Genomic DNA, 16,140 nt, shown 5'->3' on the forward strand with positions numbered 1-16,140 from the left:
ACCCCCTCTAATATTGGTGTTCTGCGCTCTCTTTCTCTATGTTAAGCATATCTAACAAGGTTCGTAGTGATCTTTCTCACACTTAGTTATCTACAAGCTATCTCTTTCTAATAGCGACACGCCAAATTGAAGGGCCTTCCTCAAGATATGTCCAGTCAAACTGTCCTTCACGTTCAATCATAAACATACAGTGCAGCGGCCGTGGTTCATGGTCATTAATAAGCTCGAGCACTTGTCCTGATTGCAACGAATCAAACATTTGAAAAATAGTCTGCGGACGGCGACGCGGCTCAATATCAGGTGCATAAATGCTGTCATAAAAATTTTCTTCTGTCTTTTGCATGATGCTTCCTCCACCTTTTGTGAAATGAAGTTCTTATCTTCATCATAGCCTGTCTACTGTTATAAAGGTGTGAGCTAGCACACTGCTTTTGTAAATTTTTATCCGACTGAATGCCGTTCATGATAAAATAAGAGGAAGCTTTGGATGAAGAGGGTGTTTTCGTTGAATCATCAATCTGTAAAAGAACTATTACACGGGGTACCGATTTTTAAAGATTTGACAGACGAGGAGTTCGAACCGATCGTTGATTTGGCTGTCACGCGTCATTATCAGGTTGGAAGTCATGTCTTTATGCAGGGAGACCCGTTGAAGAATGTTTATTTTATTCATAAAGGCCGGGTGAAGGTCTATAAAACCGATTTTCATGGAAAAGAGCAAATTGTAAATGTGCTCCAGCCAGGCGATATGTTTCCGCATGCAGGCTTTTTCAGGCAAGATCCATACCCTGCGCATGCTGAAATCGCTGAAAGTGCTGTGTTAATCTATATTCCAATTCATTCGTTTGAACAGTTTCTTCTTAATAATCCAGAAATCTGTGTGAAATTGTTTAAAGTGCTTGGTGATAAGATCGTTGACTTACAAAATCGATTAGAGGAACAAGTCCTACATAGTACGTATGAACAAATTATTATGCTGCTTCTTCGGCTTGCGAAGCTTTATGGGCAGGAGATGAAAGGTGGGCAAGTGAAGCTGAACACTGCCTTTACGAACCGGGAAATGGCGAATATGATCGGCTCAAGCCGCGAAACAGTTAGCCGCACATTAACACAGCTTAAGAAAAAAGAAATGATTCAAACAAATCCCAGCGGTGAATTTATCTTACATACAGACGTACTAGAAGAAGAGCTCTTTAAATAAAAGGGCTTTTTTTATTGGAATTGGTGTTAGTGTAGGAGAGGATTTCAACAGGGAAATGTTAGTATAATGCCGATAATGTAAAGATTTTATTAAATGGATACTGACGCCGACTTCTCAATGTTATCATTTAAGTGAAATTTCACTGAAGGGAGAGGTGTACGAATAACAAAAAATCCTGAGCCGGTGAGCGTCAGGATTTCTTTATTTGTTACTTTTCTGTTTCTTTCGCTTGCTTTTGTTGTTCCTTATCAAGCTGTTCATCGTCGTTTTGTTCCATTTGCTGTTTGTTTTCATCCTTTGCTGGGGTAGCAGGGCGTAAGTCGCTTGGGATCTGCGGAATGACTCGACCGACAATTGCCCCTAATTCTTCCGCAACAGCATTGATTGGCTGGCCTTGTTGTGCTTTGTTACGTAAGTCTTTCAACCGTTCATACGTATCCGCATCCGCAATGACAATTGCTCTAGCGCCGTATGGGTCATGCTGGAGTGCTTCTGCTACGGAGTATTTAATCGAACCGACACGGGAGCGGTCCAAATCTTTATCAACGTCAATACCGACAACGGCGTATTGACCCGCAACAACGGCAGTTGCATCCTTAACATTTGGAACGCTTGAAGCAAGGCTTACAAGGTGCTTAGCAATAGCGTTGGCGCTTTTCTCAACCTTTTGTTCGTCATTTGTGCCAACAAGCAGTGGGTCGGTTTGGTTGTTGTTTTCAAGCTCTGCTTCATTATTGTTCATTTGACAAGCAGACAATGTGAGGAGCGTAATCAGCAATATTATTCTGAACACTGTTCGTCATCCTTTCGCGAGTACATAATTCATGCTAATATTTATTGTTTTTAATTCGTCTAAGTTTATACATCGTTTCATATATTGGTAATGGGTACAGGTTGTGTTGTCCAAAAGGATTAAGAAGTGTCGGTTTCCTTTGACAGTGAGAACGAGAATCTTCCTGAAAAAAACGAAATAGGGGGAGAAAGTTTGAAAAAAATCTATGTTTTAGATACAAATGTCCTGCTTCAAGACCCGCGGTCCATCTTCTCATTCGATGAACATGAAGTGATTGTACCTGCGGTAGTATTGGAAGAAGTGGATTCGAAGAAAAGAAACATGGATGAACTGGGAAAGAATGCACGTCACATCTCGAAGATCATTGATACACTCCGTAATCGCGGCCGAATTCATAAGAGTATTCCGCTTGATAATGGCGGCATTTTTAGAATTGAATTAAATCACCGCTCTTTTAGTAAAATGAAAGATGTGTTTGTTGAGAATACGAATGACAATAGAATTTTAGCCGTAGCTTTAAATTTATCACTCGAAGAACAAGAGAAAGAAGACGGACGGCAAGTCATTCTTGTTAGTAAGGACGTACTGATGCGTGTGAAAGCAGACGCGCTTGGCTTGCAGGCTGAAGATTTCTTAAGTGACCGAGTTGTTGAAGTAAATGACAGCTACTCAGGCTTTCAAACACAATATATTTCGACAGAAGCGATGGATGCCTTTTACGAAAATAAAGAGCTGCCATTATCCGAGCTGCCGAATATGTCGCTCTATCCAAATGAATTTGTCATTATGAAGGATATGTTAACCCAGTCACAGTCTGCGATCGCACTCGTTGACAAGAAATCAGATAAGGTAAAGAAATGCCAATTTGAAAAGGAAATAGTATGGGGGATAAAACCGCGTAATGCGCAGCAAGTGATGGGGATGGAACTTCTGCTTAACCCAAATGTGCCGCTTGTCACACTTAGTGGAAAGGCAGGAACAGGAAAGACGCTGTTGGCACTTGCGGCAGGCTTATTTCAAACCGAAGACCTCGGTATCTATAAGAAGCTCCTTGTCGCTCGTCCAATTGTCCCTGTTGGCAAGGATATCGGCTATTTGCCTGGTGAAAAGGAAGAGAAGCTGAAGCCATGGATGCAGCCGATCTATGATAACTTAGAGTTTCTATTTAATACAAAAAAACCAGGCGAGTTGGATAAAATTTTAGCGGGAATTGGCTCCATCCAAGTGGAAGCCTTAACGTACATAAGAGGCAGGAGCATCCCTGGACAATTCATTATTATCGATGAGGCGCAAAATTTGTCCAAGCATGAAGTAAAGACGATTTTAACGCGTGTCGGTGAACGGAGTAAAATCGTATTAATGGGCGACCCAGAGCAAATCGACCACCCTTATTTAGACGAATATAACAATGGACTTGCATATGTGATTGAAAAGTTTAAGGACCAGGAAGTAAGCGGCCATGTCCGCTTCATAAAAGGTGAACGCTCCTCGCTTGCACAGCTTGCAGCAGATTTACTATAAAAAAGATGAGGCTGACTAAGCGGTCAGCCTCATCTTTTTAGTTTACGATAAACTTTGTTACGTGCTTAATCGGGTTGTCTTTGTTGGAACCATCGCCGTAATAGAAATGGACAGGCCCGTCTTCCTTAAGTGGTTTGCCTTCTTTGGAGAAGCCGAGTACTGCTTTTTGCGCTTCTTCAAGTGGTAATTCAAAGCGCTCTCCGCCTTCTGTTTCAATAATCAAGCTTGTTGATATATCTTCAGGCTCAGCGTTTTTTAGAAATGGCGCAAGCGGCATGCCGAAATTGCCTGTAAGAAGCTTCTCCTTTTTAAACTTTTCTGTGCTCTTATTTACAGGCGGCTTTGCCGTTCCTTGGTTTTCTTGGATTAATTCTCGTTCTAAAATCTCGCTCATTCTTTTTGCGTAGCTGTCTAAATCTTCTCCGTGTTCTTCCTGCGCCTGCATGGCGTCATCTAAAGAGATTTTTCGATCATCGAAAATCCAAACGCCAGGGTCAATCGTTAGTGGAAACTTTACTTTCCCCGTTAATAAAATAATCCCGTCCATCTTCAGTCACCTCTATTTTTATTCTCTCTATCATAGTAAACCTACACTCAGTATAAAAGTTTCGAAACGTTTTGTCATTTTTCCGGATAAACTTTTCTGTTTTTCCTAAAGATCAGCTTTATGTAAGCGGCTGGCGGGAATACTGTTTTTAAATAGAGAAACGGCAGGAGGATTTCGGGAAAATGATTTGTGAGAACCAAGAAGAACTCGAAGGATTTGTAACGTACGCCCGTCGTTGGACAGAGGATGGGAAGGTAGCAGACTATATTCCTGCGCTTGCTAGTGCTAATCCGAATGATTTGGCAGTTTCAATCTATGAGCCGAAACAGCATTGTTTTTCCGCAGGTGACGTGGAGAAGAAATTCACACTTCAAAGCATTTCGAAAGTGCTGACATTAGCGGTAGCATTAATGGATGTCGGGGAAGAGGCTGTATTTGATCGTGTTGGCATGGAGCCGACTGGTGACCCGTTTAATTCGATTGCCAAGCTTGAAACACATCGGCCGTCAAAGCCGCTTAATCCGATGATAAATGCAGGTGCACTTGCTGTTACAAATATGATTACCGGAAAGACGAATCATGAGAGGTTAGGCAGGCTGTTAGGGTTTATTCACGATATGACAGACAATGCTGATGTGTCGATTTCTTATGAAGTTGCTGAGTCGGAGTTTCATACAAGCTATTTGAATCGCTCGATGTGCTATTACATGAAGCAGCACGGCATTATAAAAGGTGATGTAGAGGAACTGATGGATTTATATACAAAGCAATGTGCGATTGAAGTGACCTGTCGTGATTTAGCAAGAATTGGAGCTGTATTAGCGTTTGATGGGAAAGATCCTGATACAGGAAGACGGATTTTACCTGTGCACGTGGCTCGAATATGTAAGACGTTCATGGTTACTTGCGGGATGTATAATTCATCAGGGGAATTTGCGATAAAGGTAGGTATTCCGGCGAAAAGCGGGGTTTCAGGCGGAATTGTCTGCGCGGTTCCAGGGCGAATTGGGATTGGAATCTTTAGCCCTGCACTTGATGAGAAAGGAAATGGCCTAGCAGGTATGAAGCTGCTTGAAATCATGACAAAGCGTTATGAATTAAGTATGTTTTAAGGCTTGTTATAATCGTTGTCGTCATATTTTTATCATACTGTATCACTGTGATTACCTTGCATTTTTGGCGCGGAAACGATAATATATACTAACAGGGAAGAGGCAAATGCGCGGGAACGGAGGGATTGAATTGTCCAGTGATATGCTCGTCAACCATCGGGAAAAAGCTTACGCATTGCTTAAAGCCGATGCTGATAAAATATTAAAGTTAATAAAAGTCCAAATGGATAACTTAACGATGCCCCAATGTCCTCTCTATGAGGAAGTTTTAGATACGCAAATGTTCGGTCTTTCCAGAGAAATAGATTTTGCTGTACGCCTCGGCTTAATTGAAGAGAAAGACGGTAAGGAACTAATGGAAGCACTTGAACGTGAACTTTCCGCGCTTCACGAGGCATCGACAAAATCTTAAGCATAAAACTCAAACTATTTTTTTGCATACTAATAGTTTGAGTTTTTTTATTAAAAGGCAGAGAAAGCCTCCTAAATGCCACCGTTTCATACACTCACCATCTTTCGTTACATTATATTGAAGAAAAGGTTAAAAAAACTGCTCCTATTCTAAACAACCTGCTTGTCAATGAATCACTATTTTTAATAAAATAAGAACAAGAACAATAAGCTACACTTATCAACTGTTACATGTGAAGACATGAATAAGTTGAAGGCGACGAATATTGTAACACCTGTTGCAGGATTTTGTATGAAGATTAATGTGTTACATTATTGTAGGATTTTTTATAATTAGTATGACATTTTTGTATGAAAATACATATCTTTTTAAGTTTACTTCATGTTAAATGAAAGATGGGGGAGAGAAATCTCCTTATATAAGGGGAAAGAATATGGTAAAGCGAGTATTAAAATCATATGACTATTTATTAATTGCAGCACCGATTCTATTGAGTCTGTTTGGCGTGGTAATGGTCTACAGCGCAAGTATGGTTTGGGCAGTTATGATGCATGGTGGAACAACTGATTTATTTTACAGCCGTCAGCTTATGTGGTTCTATGTCTCTCTTCTGGCGTTTATCGTCGCAGCTATCCTTCCGTACCGCCTTTATAAGCGGCTTGTAAAATTTATTTTTATCGTAAGCATTCTTCTGTTGGTGGTTGTACTTGTAGCTGGTAGCGTTTCAAACAACGCAAGTTCTTGGTTATATATCGGTGGGTTTGGGTTTCAACCGGCAGAGTTTATTAAGCTCGGTTTGATTATTTACCTAGCAGCGGTATTCTCCAAGAAACAGTCTTATATCGACCAGTTTTTCCCTGCCTTTGGGCCGCCTCTAATGTTCATTGCGATCATTTTTGGACTTATTTTTATCCAGCCCGACCTTGGGACAGGCGGTATCATTTTACTGATTTCATATGTAATGATTGCTTGTTCAGGCATTCGCTTTAAGCATTTGGCAACTCTTACAGGTGCCGGGGTGTTAGGCATCCTGATTTTGATTCCATTTCTAAGCGATGAACAGCTTTCCCGCTTTGGCAGTGCGTATCATCCATTTGCAGACTTGAAGGGAGATGGTTATCAGCTGATCAACTCCTATGTTGCAATTGCTTCTGGAGGTGTTAGTGGAAATGGATTAGGCGAAAGCATCCAAAAATTCGGCTACCTACCAGAACCTCACACGGACTTTATTATGGCCGTCATATCAGAAGAGCTAGGAATATTTGGTGTTGCCTTTGTTCTTTTGACGCTGTTGTTTATTATTTTGCGAGGACTGAAGTATGCAAGATATACAAGCGACCCATTTGCTTCGCTTCTTGCAATTGGCATCTGTAGCATGTTTGGTATTCAAGCGATTGTAAATATCGGAGCGATGATTGGTTTGCTTCCAATTACAGGTGTCACCCTTCCATTTATTAGTTATGGCGGTTCCTCATTATTACTTCTAATGTATGCAGCAGGTATTCTCGTCAATATCTCGATGCATACGAACCTACGTCATCGTGTTAAGAAACAAAAAAATATAGAGTTTACTACATAACGAGGAGGAAATATTATGTCAGAAAGAACAATTAACAAAATTCTCGTCGCAAACCGTGGAGAAATTGCAATCAGGGTGTTCCGAGCTTGCACAGAGCTTGGCATCCGCACAGTTGCAATTTATTCAAAGGAAGATACAGGTTCTTACCATCGTTATAAAGCAGATGAAGCATACCTTGTCGGTGAAGATAAGAAGCCAATTGAAGCTTACTTAGACATTGAAGGAATTATTGAAATTGCAAAAGCGAACAACATTGATGCCATTCACCCAGGTTACGGCTTTTTGTCTGAAAATATCAAATTTGCAAAACGTTGTGAAGAAGAGGGCATTGTTTTCATTGGACCTGAAAGCAAGCATCTCGAAATGTTTGGTGATAAGGTAAAAGCCCGTACACAAGCAATTGAAGCAAATATTCCAGTTATTCCGGGTACTGACGGGCCTGTAGACGGCTTTGAAGAGGTGGAAGTGTTCGGAGAAAAACATGGTTATCCGATCATCATAAAAGCATCTCTTGGCGGCGGTGGCCGTGGTATGCGGATTGTTCGTAATAAAGAATCCTTGAAAGAAGCATATGAGCGTGCAAAATCTGAAGCAAAAGCAGCGTTTGGCTCAGATGAAATGTATGTGGAAAAGTTCATTGAAAACCCGAAACATATTGAAGTACAAATCCTTGGTGATGCGTATCAGAATATTGTGCATTTGTATGAGCGTGATTGCTCTGTTCAACGTCGTCACCAAAAGGTCGTTGAAGTAGCACCAAGTGTATCGCTTGATAACGACTTACGTGAGCGGATTTGCGAAGCAGCTGTTCGTTTAATGAAAAATGTTGACTATTTGAATGCGGGAACTGTTGAATTCCTTGTGACAGGTGATGAGTTCTTCTTCATTGAAGTGAACCCGCGTGTTCAAGTAGAGCATACGATTACAGAAATGATCACAGGTGTGGACATTGTTCAATCCCAAATCTTAATTGCACAAGGGGAAAACTTGCACGGAGAGGCATTAGGAATTCCGCAGCAAGAGGAAATCCGAACGCACGGATTTGCGATCCAATCACGTGTAACAACAGAAGATCCGCAGAACAACTTCATGCCTGATACAGGAAAAATCAATGCATACCGCAGCGGTGGTGGTTTCGGTGTTCGTCTTGATGCAGGGAACGGCTTCCAAGGCGCCGTGATTACCCCTTATTACGATTCATTGCTTGTTAAAGTAAGTACGTGGGCATTAACATTCTCACAAGCATCATCGAAAATGATTCGTAACCTGCGTGAGTTCCGTATCCGCGGTATTAAGACAAACATTGCCTTTTTAGAAAATGTTATTAATCATAAAGACTTCCGTTCAGGTGAATACAATACATCATTTATTGATACGACGCCTGAGTTGTTCGTATTCCCAGTCCGCCGTGACCGTGGTACGAAGATGCTGTCATATATTGCAAATACAACAGTAAACGGCTTTGATGGGATTGAAGAACAGAAGAAACCAACCTTTAACAAGCCGCGTATGCCGAAAGTGAAGTACAGCGAGCCGATGGCAACAGGTACAAAGCAAATCCTGGATGAGCGCGGGCCAGAAGGTTTAGCGAAATGGTTGAAAGAGCAAGATGAAGTGCTTCTTACTGATACAACATTCCGTGATGCGCACCAATCATTGCTTGCGACACGCTTGCGTACACGTGATTTATTACAAATTGCTGAGCCGACAGCACGTTTACTGCCAAATCTGTTCTCAACAGAAATGTGGGGCGGCGCAACGTTTGATGTCGCGTACCGTTTCTTGAAGGAAGACCCATGGAAGCGTCTAATTAAGCTCCGTGAAAAGATGCCGAACGTACTTTTCCAAATGCTATTACGTGCATCAAACGCAGTAGGCTACAAAAACTATCCAGATAATTTAATTGAAGAATTTGTCCAAAAATCAGCAGAAGCTGGCATCGATGTCTTCCGTATCTTTGATAGCTTGAACTGGGTTGAAGGCATGAAAGTAGCCATTGAAGCCGTTCGCAAAACGGATAAAATTGCTGAAGCGGCTGTCTGCTACACGGGCGACATTTTAGACCCATCAAGAAGCAAATACGATTTGGAATACTATAAGAAGATTGCGAAAGAATTAGAGGACGCAGGTGCACATATTCTCGGTATTAAAGATATGGCAGGTTTACTTAAGCCGCAGGCTGCATACGAGCTGATTTCGGCACTTAAAGAAACAATTGATATTCCAATTCACCTGCATACACATGATACGAGCGGAAATGGTATTCTCACTTATGCAAGAGCAGTTGAAGCAGGTGTAGATGTTGTTGATGTAGCAACAGGTTCGATGGCTGGTCTGACTTCTCAGCCAAGTGCGAATTCTCTCTACTATGCACTTCAAGGGAACGATCGTCAGCCAAATGTTGATATTAATGCATATGAGCAGCTTGGTCACTATTGGGAAGATGTTCGTAAGCAATACGAGTCATTTGAATCAGGCTTGATAGCACCAAACAGTGAAGTATACATGCACGAAATGCCTGGTGGCCAATATTCCAACTTGCAGCAGCAAGCGAAAGCAGTTGGACTTGGCAACCGTTGGGAAGAAGTGAAAGATATGTATCGCCGTGTCAACATGATGTTTGGTGACGTTGTAAAAGTAACACCATCATCAAAGGTTGTCGGAGATATGGCTCTCTATATGGTACAGAATGATTTGACAGAAGATGATGTATATGAAAATGGTGAATCACTTGACTTCCCAGATTCAGTTGTTGAGTTCTTCCAAGGCTACCTCGGTCAGCCATATGAAGGCTTCCCGAAAGAATTGCAACGAATTGTGTTAAAAGGCCGCGAGCCGATTACTGTTCGTCCTGGTGAACTACTTGAGCCAATTAACTTTAAAGAGCTGCAAGACACGCTTTACAATACGCTAAATCGCCAAGTAACAAGCCATGACTTAATCAGCTATGGATTGTATCCGAAAGTGTACATGGATTATCAAAATTTCTATGAAACATATGGTGATATGTCTACATTAGATACACCGACATTTTTCTACGGTATGCGTCTTGGTGAAGAGATTGAGGTAGAGATTGAGCAAGGAAAAACATTAATCGTTAAGCTTGTGTCAATCGGTCATGCTCAACCAGACGGAACACGTGTTGTCTACTTTGAGTTCAATGGTCAGCCACGTGAAATTATCGTAAATGATAAAAATGTTCAAACTTCTGTCGACGTAAGACCGAAAGCAGACAAAGGCAATCCAAATCACCTTGGTGCGTCAATGCCTGGTACGGTCATCAAAGTCATCACAGAAAAAGGTGAGAAGGTGAAGAAAGGTGATCACCTCATTATCACTGAAGCGATGAAGATGGAAACAACCGTCCAAGCGCCGTTCGATGGTACCATTAAAGATATTCATGTCTCAAATGGTGATGCGATTCAAACAGGTGATTTATTAATTGAATTATCTTAATATGAAGAGGCAGAGACAAAAGAATTTTGCCCAAAGAAAACCCGAACAAAGTTGTTCGGGTTTTCTTTATATAGCAACACTGCCGTGTGACCGCTCCGTCAACATACTTCGCTTTCCGCGGGCACGGCCTCAGTCTCATCGGGCCAACACGATGTTGGTCAGGCAGGCGTTGCCACAGGATGTGGCGGTCTTAGCCTGTGTCCTACTGACCGCGCTTTCCTGCGGGGCCTTCGGATTCGTGCTGTTCCCGCAGGAGTCTACGTATGTTGACTACGCTACAGCTTATTTTTAATGCTTGTCTTTTCTTTTGCAAATAAAATTGTGTCCTGTTTTTTTCTGTAGCCTATTGAAAATTTACTTCTAATCTGCACGACTTAAAATAGAAGTTGAGGTGATAAAGGATGAGTGAAGTGGCTGTGGTGTGGTTTCGTCGGGATTTTCGGCTGACAGACCACCACGCGTTACATCAAGTGGAGAAGTGGTGTGAGCAATTCGATGGCAAATGGGTCGGTTTTTTTCATTTAGATCCGTATTTTGCTGAGGAACTGACACCTCATCATGATTATTTTTTTACGACTGTTGCGGCTTTTATGGACCGGATGAAACAGCTCGGTATGCCGGTTGTCATTAGTTATGGAACGATTGATGAGGCAGTGGATAAGCTGATTGAACAAGTTCCAGAGATAACTACTGTTTTTTATAATATGGATGAAGTCGGGCGCGGCTGTGAGCGAGATAAGCGTGCTGAGCAATTGTTTAAGCAAAGAAAGATTACAACACATCCTTTGCTAGATGCCCATCTGCACCGTGCAGATGATGTATTGAAGAAGGATGGAACACCTTATCAAGTGTATACACCGTATTATCGGGCTTGGCGCAAGGAAATGAAGCCAAAGCCTTTTCAAGTATCAATCGAGCGGCTGCAGCATTACTACATAGACCAGCTCAATAATGATAGTGAAAGTGAACAGAAGTGGGAAGAGGTCGTTCGTGGCTGTTCCTCTCACTGGAAGGGTATCGGTGAAACAGCTGCACAACAGCGCTGGAAGACGTTTCTTTCAAAGAGCCTTCATCATTACCATCATAAACGGGATATCCCTGAAGTAGACGGGACAAGCCTCCTCTCACCTTATTTAAAGACAGGCAGTATCGGGATTCGGCAAATATGGGCTGATTTGGAAGCGATTCAAGTGGATGAAGCAGAGGATGAAGGTATTGAAACATTCAGAAAGGAACTCGCTTGGCGGGAATTTTACCAAATGGTTCATTCCTTTAATCCAACCTGTAAAGACGAAGAAATCACAGAAAAATACCGTCACATTGAATGGGAAGACGATGAGGAAGCATTCGAGCGTTGGTGTGAGGGACGAACAGGCTTTCCGATTGTTGATGCGGCGATGAGACAGCTTAAGGCAACAGGTTGGATGCATAACCGCCTGCGAATGGTTACCGCTTCGTTTCTAACAAAAGATTTGCTGATAGATTGGAGAAAAGGGGAACGTTACTTCGAGAAAATGCTCATTGACTATGATGAATCCTCTAATATTGGCGGCTGGCAATGGGCTGCATCCGTTGGAACAGATGCTGTCCCTTACTTTCGTGTCTTCAATCCATACCGGCAATCAGAACGGTTTGATCCAGAGGGGGCATTCATTCGCCGTTACGTTGCTGAATTGAAAGAGATTCCTGCAGACTGGGTCCATACACCACACAAAGCAGGTATGTTCTATTTATCCAGTTATCCTGAGCCAATTGTTGACCATTCCTTACAGCGGAAAAGAGCGATCGAATTATTTAAACAAAAATAAGAAAGAGCGGCAGTTTAAGCCGCTCTTTCTTGTTCTTTTTCATATTTGTAGCTTCGTGTTGATAATAGTGCTAAGTAACATAGCACACCAAATGCACAAGAGATAAATAAAGCGTGCAGCAGTGGGATCGCAATAAAGTTCATCATTGTCATAACGGTTGCGATACCTGAAATCACTTGAAGGCAAAGTAAAATAAATGTTGTCATCATACCGTAGACGAGCACTCGCTGGTGACGATAGTGGCGGTATGTCTTCACGAGAAGTGCAGCAACCCAGATGAAGAAGATCGTTGCAGCTACACGGTGGCCCATATGAACCCATTCATAAACGGTTGTAGGTGTTGCCCCGCCATTACAGAGTGGAAAGTCTAAGCAAGCAAGCGAAGCCTTCATATGACGAACGAGCGCCCCTGTATACACAACTGCGTAACAGTATATGATCAGTGCAAAGATCTGCTTTCGAATGCTTTTATGAATAATAACCGACTTTGCATCAAATTTCTTATCAACTTCAAAAATAAGCAATGTCAAAAGCAGAACGGCTGCAAATGAAATCAATGAAATTCCGAAATGTAAGGCAAGCACTGTACTAGATTGCTGCCATACGACAGCTGCTGCGCCTAGTAATGCTTGTGCTACGAGAAATAAGACCGATAAGATCGCAAGGAATTTCGTTTCGCGGACATGACCGATTCGCTTCCATGCCCAAATTGCGAGCACAAGTACTAAAATCCCTGCTGTTCCAGAAACAAGCCGGTGACTTAATTCAATAATCAGTTCAAATGTAATCTCTGATGGAATTAATTCACCATGACAAAGCGGCCACGAATCACCACAGCCATCTCCGGAGCCTGTCTTTGTAACGAGCGCTCCACCGATAAGAACAAACGCCATTACAAGTGTTGTCACAACGGCAAGCCCTTTAAAAAGTTTTTGCAATCTGTTCACCTTCTTTTAAGTTATCATCTATCGCGCCTGCGCTACAGACGAGGAAATCAATCTATTAAGAGACTGCGTATAGAGTAAAGTCTCTTATATATTAACTGAAAAACATTTTGAATAAAAGACGGGGGTGTCAACCTTTTTGTGACGATTTTTAAACAACTTTAAAACAGTTAACAGAAATATATTGATATAATCTTTTTCGAATACGCGAAAGAAGCTTGAAATTTAGGGTTGAATTTGCTAGAAATATTATGAAGGGTGCATGACGTTTTTTGTTCAAAAGATTTGATAAGATAATAAAGTTTACACACAATTTACGAAAACTAGTATTTTTGTTCTAATGCTTGGTTTAGAATGGAAACATGAGACCATTAGAAATGAATTGTGTGCATTTTGTGTGTAAATGTAAAAGAATGTTCAAAATTCAAGCCCCATAAGGTCACAAACTATGTTTTAATGAGATAAGAAGATAGGTGCCTAGCATTGGTATTGGTATATCATTATGCTATCACGTATAATGAACGGGGAATGACCTCTCCTACTACAATAAATTGAACGTACTTGTTTCATTGTGGAGGGCAGGGGTAAAGGAGGAATTCATATGAACAATCCGAGGACGATGAACGGAACAGCAGCAGAGCAAGTTATAGATAGTCGCCCTCAGGTCAATGCGAGCGCCAGTCTTTGGGCGGATTTTCTTGCGCTTATAAAAGTAGGAATTATTAATTCTAACTTAATGACAACGTTTACGGGAATCTGGCTCGCATTGCACTTTACAAACCAAAGCTTCTTAGGAAACATCAATGCCGTTTTGTTTGCGATGTTTGGTACGGCTTTGGTGATTGCTGGCGGCTGTACATTAAATAACTTGTATGACCGTGATATCGATCATGTAATGGAAAGAACGAAAACAAGACCAACTGTAACAGGACGCTTTACACCTGGTAGAGTGTTGGCGCTTGGAATTGGTTTTTCAGCCCTTGGAACGATTCTATTAGGGATGGCTTCACTGTCAGCGGCAGTCTTTGGCTTAATTGGATTATTCAGCTATGTCGTATTGTATACGATGTGGTCGAAGCGAAAATATACATTAAATACAGTTGTTGGCAGTATTTCTGGTGCAGTACCACCTGTTATAGGGTGGGCGGCAATTGACCCCGGGTTGCATTCAGCAGCTTGGGTATTGTTTTTAATTCTATTTATTTGGCAACCGCCACACTTCCTTGCATTAGCGATGAAGAAGTGTGAAGAATATCGTGCAGCAGGTATTCCAATGCTGCCAGTTGTATACGGGTTTGAGATGACGAAGAGACAAATTGTCCTATATATATTATGTCTTCTACCTGTTCCTTTTTATTTAGCTTCCCTAGGAACAGTATTTTTAATCATCTCAGGTATTCTTGGACTTGGATGGCTTGCATTAGGAATCGCAGGCTTCTATATGAAAGACGACTTGAAATGGGCGACATTAATGTTTGTCTATTCATTGAATTATTTAACAATCATGTCCATTTCACTAATTGTTGTTACAATTTAAGAATGAAATTTTTGCTAAAGAACAGAAGAAATGAAAGACAACTTGTATGAACTCTATTTGTTCTTTGCTAAAATATAACTAATTTGTTTATAATACCCCTTCATTTACCGGAGGGGGTTATAATAATTTTAAAAATTCACAAAAGAAAGTGGGGTAAGAGGGATGAAATCATCTTTTCCAAAGTGGCGCATCTTTGCTTCCATTGCAATGTTAGCGCTTCTTCTGTCCGGTTGTTCCGGAGAGGCATATCTGTCAACACTGCGTCCAGCAGGTGAAGGCGCAGATATTCTCTACGATCTAATGCTACTTTCAACCGGTATTATGACGCTCGTCGTCATCGTAGTAACCATCATTTTCATCTATGTTTCTCTTCGTTTCCGTAGAAACAAGCAAAATGAAAATGAGATTCCAAAGCAAGTTGAAGGAAACCACAAACTTGAGATTGTCTGGACTGTTATTCCGATTATCTTGCTGCTTATTCTTGCAGTACCAACAGTTGCTGCAACATTTAAGCTTGACGTAACAAAGGATACGAAAATCCCTGATAACGTTGAAGAAATTAACGTTATGGCAAAGCTATACTGGTGGGAATTTGAGTATGCTGATGACAAAATTGTTACTTCTCAAGACCTTGTTATTCCAGCAGGAGAGCGTGTTTATTTTAAACTGAAAGCTGGCGATGTTAAGCACTCATTCTGGATTCCAGCAATTGCAGGTAAAATTGACACAAACACTGATAACGAAAACCGCATGTGGGTGAAAGCCTATGAGCCAGGTTTGTACTATGGTAAATGTACAGAGCTTTGTGGTCCTTCCCATGCATTGATGGACTTTAAAGTTCGTGTTCTTTCCAAAGAAGATTACAAACAATGGAAAGAAAACATGAAGCAACCAGCTCCAGAACCAACAACAGCAACAGCTAAGCAAGGTCAAGAAATTTTCCAACAAAGTTGTGCAGGCTGTCACGCAGTTGAATCTGAAGATCCACGTCCTGTAAGTGCACGTTTGGCTCCAAATCTTTCAAACTTTGCAGATCGTGAACGTATTGCAGGTATTCTAGAACATAATCCTGAAAACTTGAAAAAATGGTTAGCAGACCCTGAAGCTGTGAAGCCAGGTAACAAGATGACAGGTACGTACAAAGACTTAAGCGATCAAGAGCTTGATGCGCTTACGGAATATATGTACACATTAACAAAAGAAAGTAAATAATGAATAAAAAGGGAGGTA

13 protein-coding genes are annotated in these 16,140 nt (G+C 41.4%); 9 read left to right on the forward strand and 4 right to left on the reverse strand.

What is annotated here, in order from left to right; all coding sequences use genetic code 11:
• Nucleotides 1-97: 97 nt before the first annotated feature.
• On the reverse strand, nt 98-343 hold the full coding sequence (locus LC040_04575; GenBank protein ID WLR52188.1) for a DUF2249 domain-containing protein: 246 nt from the start codon (nt 341-343) through the stop codon (nt 98-100).
• Nucleotides 344-487: 144 nt separating this feature from the next.
• On the opposite strand from LC040_04575, the gene LC040_04580 reads away from it, so the two are divergent.
• A complete protein-coding gene (locus LC040_04580; protein ID WLR52189.1) occupies nt 488-1,201 on the forward strand; it encodes a Crp/Fnr family transcriptional regulator in 714 nt (237 codons plus the stop codon).
• A 208-nt stretch (nt 1,202-1,409) separates the two neighbouring features.
• Here the strand turns inward: LC040_04580 and LC040_04585 are convergent, their stop codons facing one another.
• Entirely contained in the window at nt 1,410-1,994 is a 585-nt protein-coding gene (locus tag LC040_04585; protein ID WLR52190.1) for a YhcN/YlaJ family sporulation lipoprotein, read from the reverse strand.
• Between the two features lie 192 nt (nt 1,995-2,186).
• Between LC040_04585 and LC040_04590 the strand changes: the two genes are divergently transcribed.
• Nucleotides 2,187-3,515 carry a PhoH family protein gene (locus LC040_04590; protein WLR52191.1) on the forward strand — a complete coding sequence of 443 codons (1,329 nt, stop codon included), beginning with the start codon at nt 2,187-2,189 and terminating at the stop codon, nt 3,513-3,515.
• Between the two features lie 37 nt (nt 3,516-3,552).
• Here the strand turns inward: LC040_04590 and LC040_04595 are convergent, their stop codons facing one another.
• Nucleotides 3,553-4,062 carry a peptidyl-prolyl cis-trans isomerase gene (locus LC040_04595; protein WLR52192.1) on the reverse strand — a complete coding sequence of 170 codons (510 nt, stop codon included), beginning with the start codon at nt 4,060-4,062 and terminating at the stop codon, nt 3,553-3,555.
• Nucleotides 4,063-4,244: 182 nt separating this feature from the next.
• Here LC040_04595 and glsA point away from each other — a divergent pair, with 182 nt between their 5' ends.
• From glsA to LC040_04620, 5 genes are all read left to right on the forward strand, one after another.
• The gene (gene glsA, locus LC040_04600; GenBank protein WLR52193.1) at nt 4,245-5,174 is read left to right on the forward strand and encodes a glutaminase A; all 930 of its coding nucleotides are present in this window, start codon (nt 4,245-4,247) and stop codon (nt 5,172-5,174) included.
• Between the two features lie 130 nt (nt 5,175-5,304).
• Entirely contained in the window at nt 5,305-5,586 is a 282-nt protein-coding gene (locus tag LC040_04605) for a YlaN family protein (GenBank protein WLR53194.1), read from the forward strand.
• 433 nt (nt 5,587-6,019) lie between these two features.
• A complete protein-coding gene (locus LC040_04610) occupies nt 6,020-7,165 on the forward strand; it encodes an FtsW/RodA/SpoVE family cell cycle protein (protein ID WLR52194.1) in 1,146 nt (381 codons plus the stop codon).
• 15 nt (nt 7,166-7,180) lie between these two features.
• Nucleotides 7,181-10,621 (forward strand): pyruvate carboxylase, encoded by a 3,441-nt coding sequence (gene pyc / locus LC040_04615; protein WLR52195.1) that lies wholly within the window; start codon nt 7,181-7,183, stop codon nt 10,619-10,621.
• A gap of 401 nt (nt 10,622-11,022) precedes the next feature.
• On the forward strand, nt 11,023-12,429 hold the full coding sequence (locus tag LC040_04620; GenBank protein ID WLR52196.1) for a deoxyribodipyrimidine photo-lyase: 1,407 nt from the start codon (nt 11,023-11,025) through the stop codon (nt 12,427-12,429).
• Between the two features lie 14 nt (nt 12,430-12,443).
• On the opposite strand, the gene LC040_04625 is transcribed toward LC040_04620, so the two are convergent.
• Nucleotides 12,444-13,367 carry a heme A synthase gene (locus LC040_04625; protein ID WLR52197.1) on the reverse strand — a complete coding sequence of 308 codons (924 nt, stop codon included), beginning with the start codon at nt 13,365-13,367 and terminating at the stop codon, nt 12,444-12,446.
• Between the two features lie 607 nt (nt 13,368-13,974).
• Here LC040_04625 and cyoE point away from each other — a divergent pair.
• A complete protein-coding gene (cyoE, locus tag LC040_04630) occupies nt 13,975-14,910 on the forward strand; it encodes a heme o synthase (GenBank protein WLR52198.1) in 936 nt (311 codons plus the stop codon).
• A gap of 162 nt (nt 14,911-15,072) precedes the next feature.
• Entirely contained in the window at nt 15,073-16,122 is a 1,050-nt protein-coding gene (gene coxB, locus LC040_04635) for a cytochrome c oxidase subunit II (GenBank protein ID WLR52199.1), read from the forward strand.
• Nucleotides 16,123-16,140 lie beyond the last annotated feature (18 nt).

Source organism: Bacillus tianshenii, assembly GCA_020524525.2.
Lineage (GTDB): Bacteria > Bacillota > Bacilli > Bacillales > Bacillaceae_N > Bacillus_AV.

Coding starts and splice junctions, on each gene's coding strand:
- LC040_04575 (WLR52188.1), bottom strand. CDS start 343: ATGCAAAAGACAGAAGAAAATTTTTATGACAGCATTTATGCACCTGAT.
- LC040_04580 (WLR52189.1), top strand. CDS start 488: ATGAAGAGGGTGTTTTCGTTGAATCATCAATCTGTAAAAGAACTATTA.
- LC040_04595 (WLR52192.1), bottom strand. CDS start 4,062: ATGGACGGGATTATTTTATTAACGGGGAAAGTAAAGTTTCCACTAACG.
- glsA (WLR52193.1), top strand. CDS start 4,245: ATGATTTGTGAGAACCAAGAAGAACTCGAAGGATTTGTAACGTACGCC.
- LC040_04610 (WLR52194.1), top strand. CDS start 6,020: ATGGTAAAGCGAGTATTAAAATCATATGACTATTTATTAATTGCAGCA.
- pyc (WLR52195.1), top strand. CDS start 7,181: ATGTCAGAAAGAACAATTAACAAAATTCTCGTCGCAAACCGTGGAGAA.
- LC040_04620 (WLR52196.1), top strand. CDS start 11,023: ATGAGTGAAGTGGCTGTGGTGTGGTTTCGTCGGGATTTTCGGCTGACA.
- cyoE (WLR52198.1), top strand. CDS start 13,975: ATGAACAATCCGAGGACGATGAACGGAACAGCAGCAGAGCAAGTTATA.
- coxB (WLR52199.1), top strand. CDS start 15,073: ATGAAATCATCTTTTCCAAAGTGGCGCATCTTTGCTTCCATTGCAATG.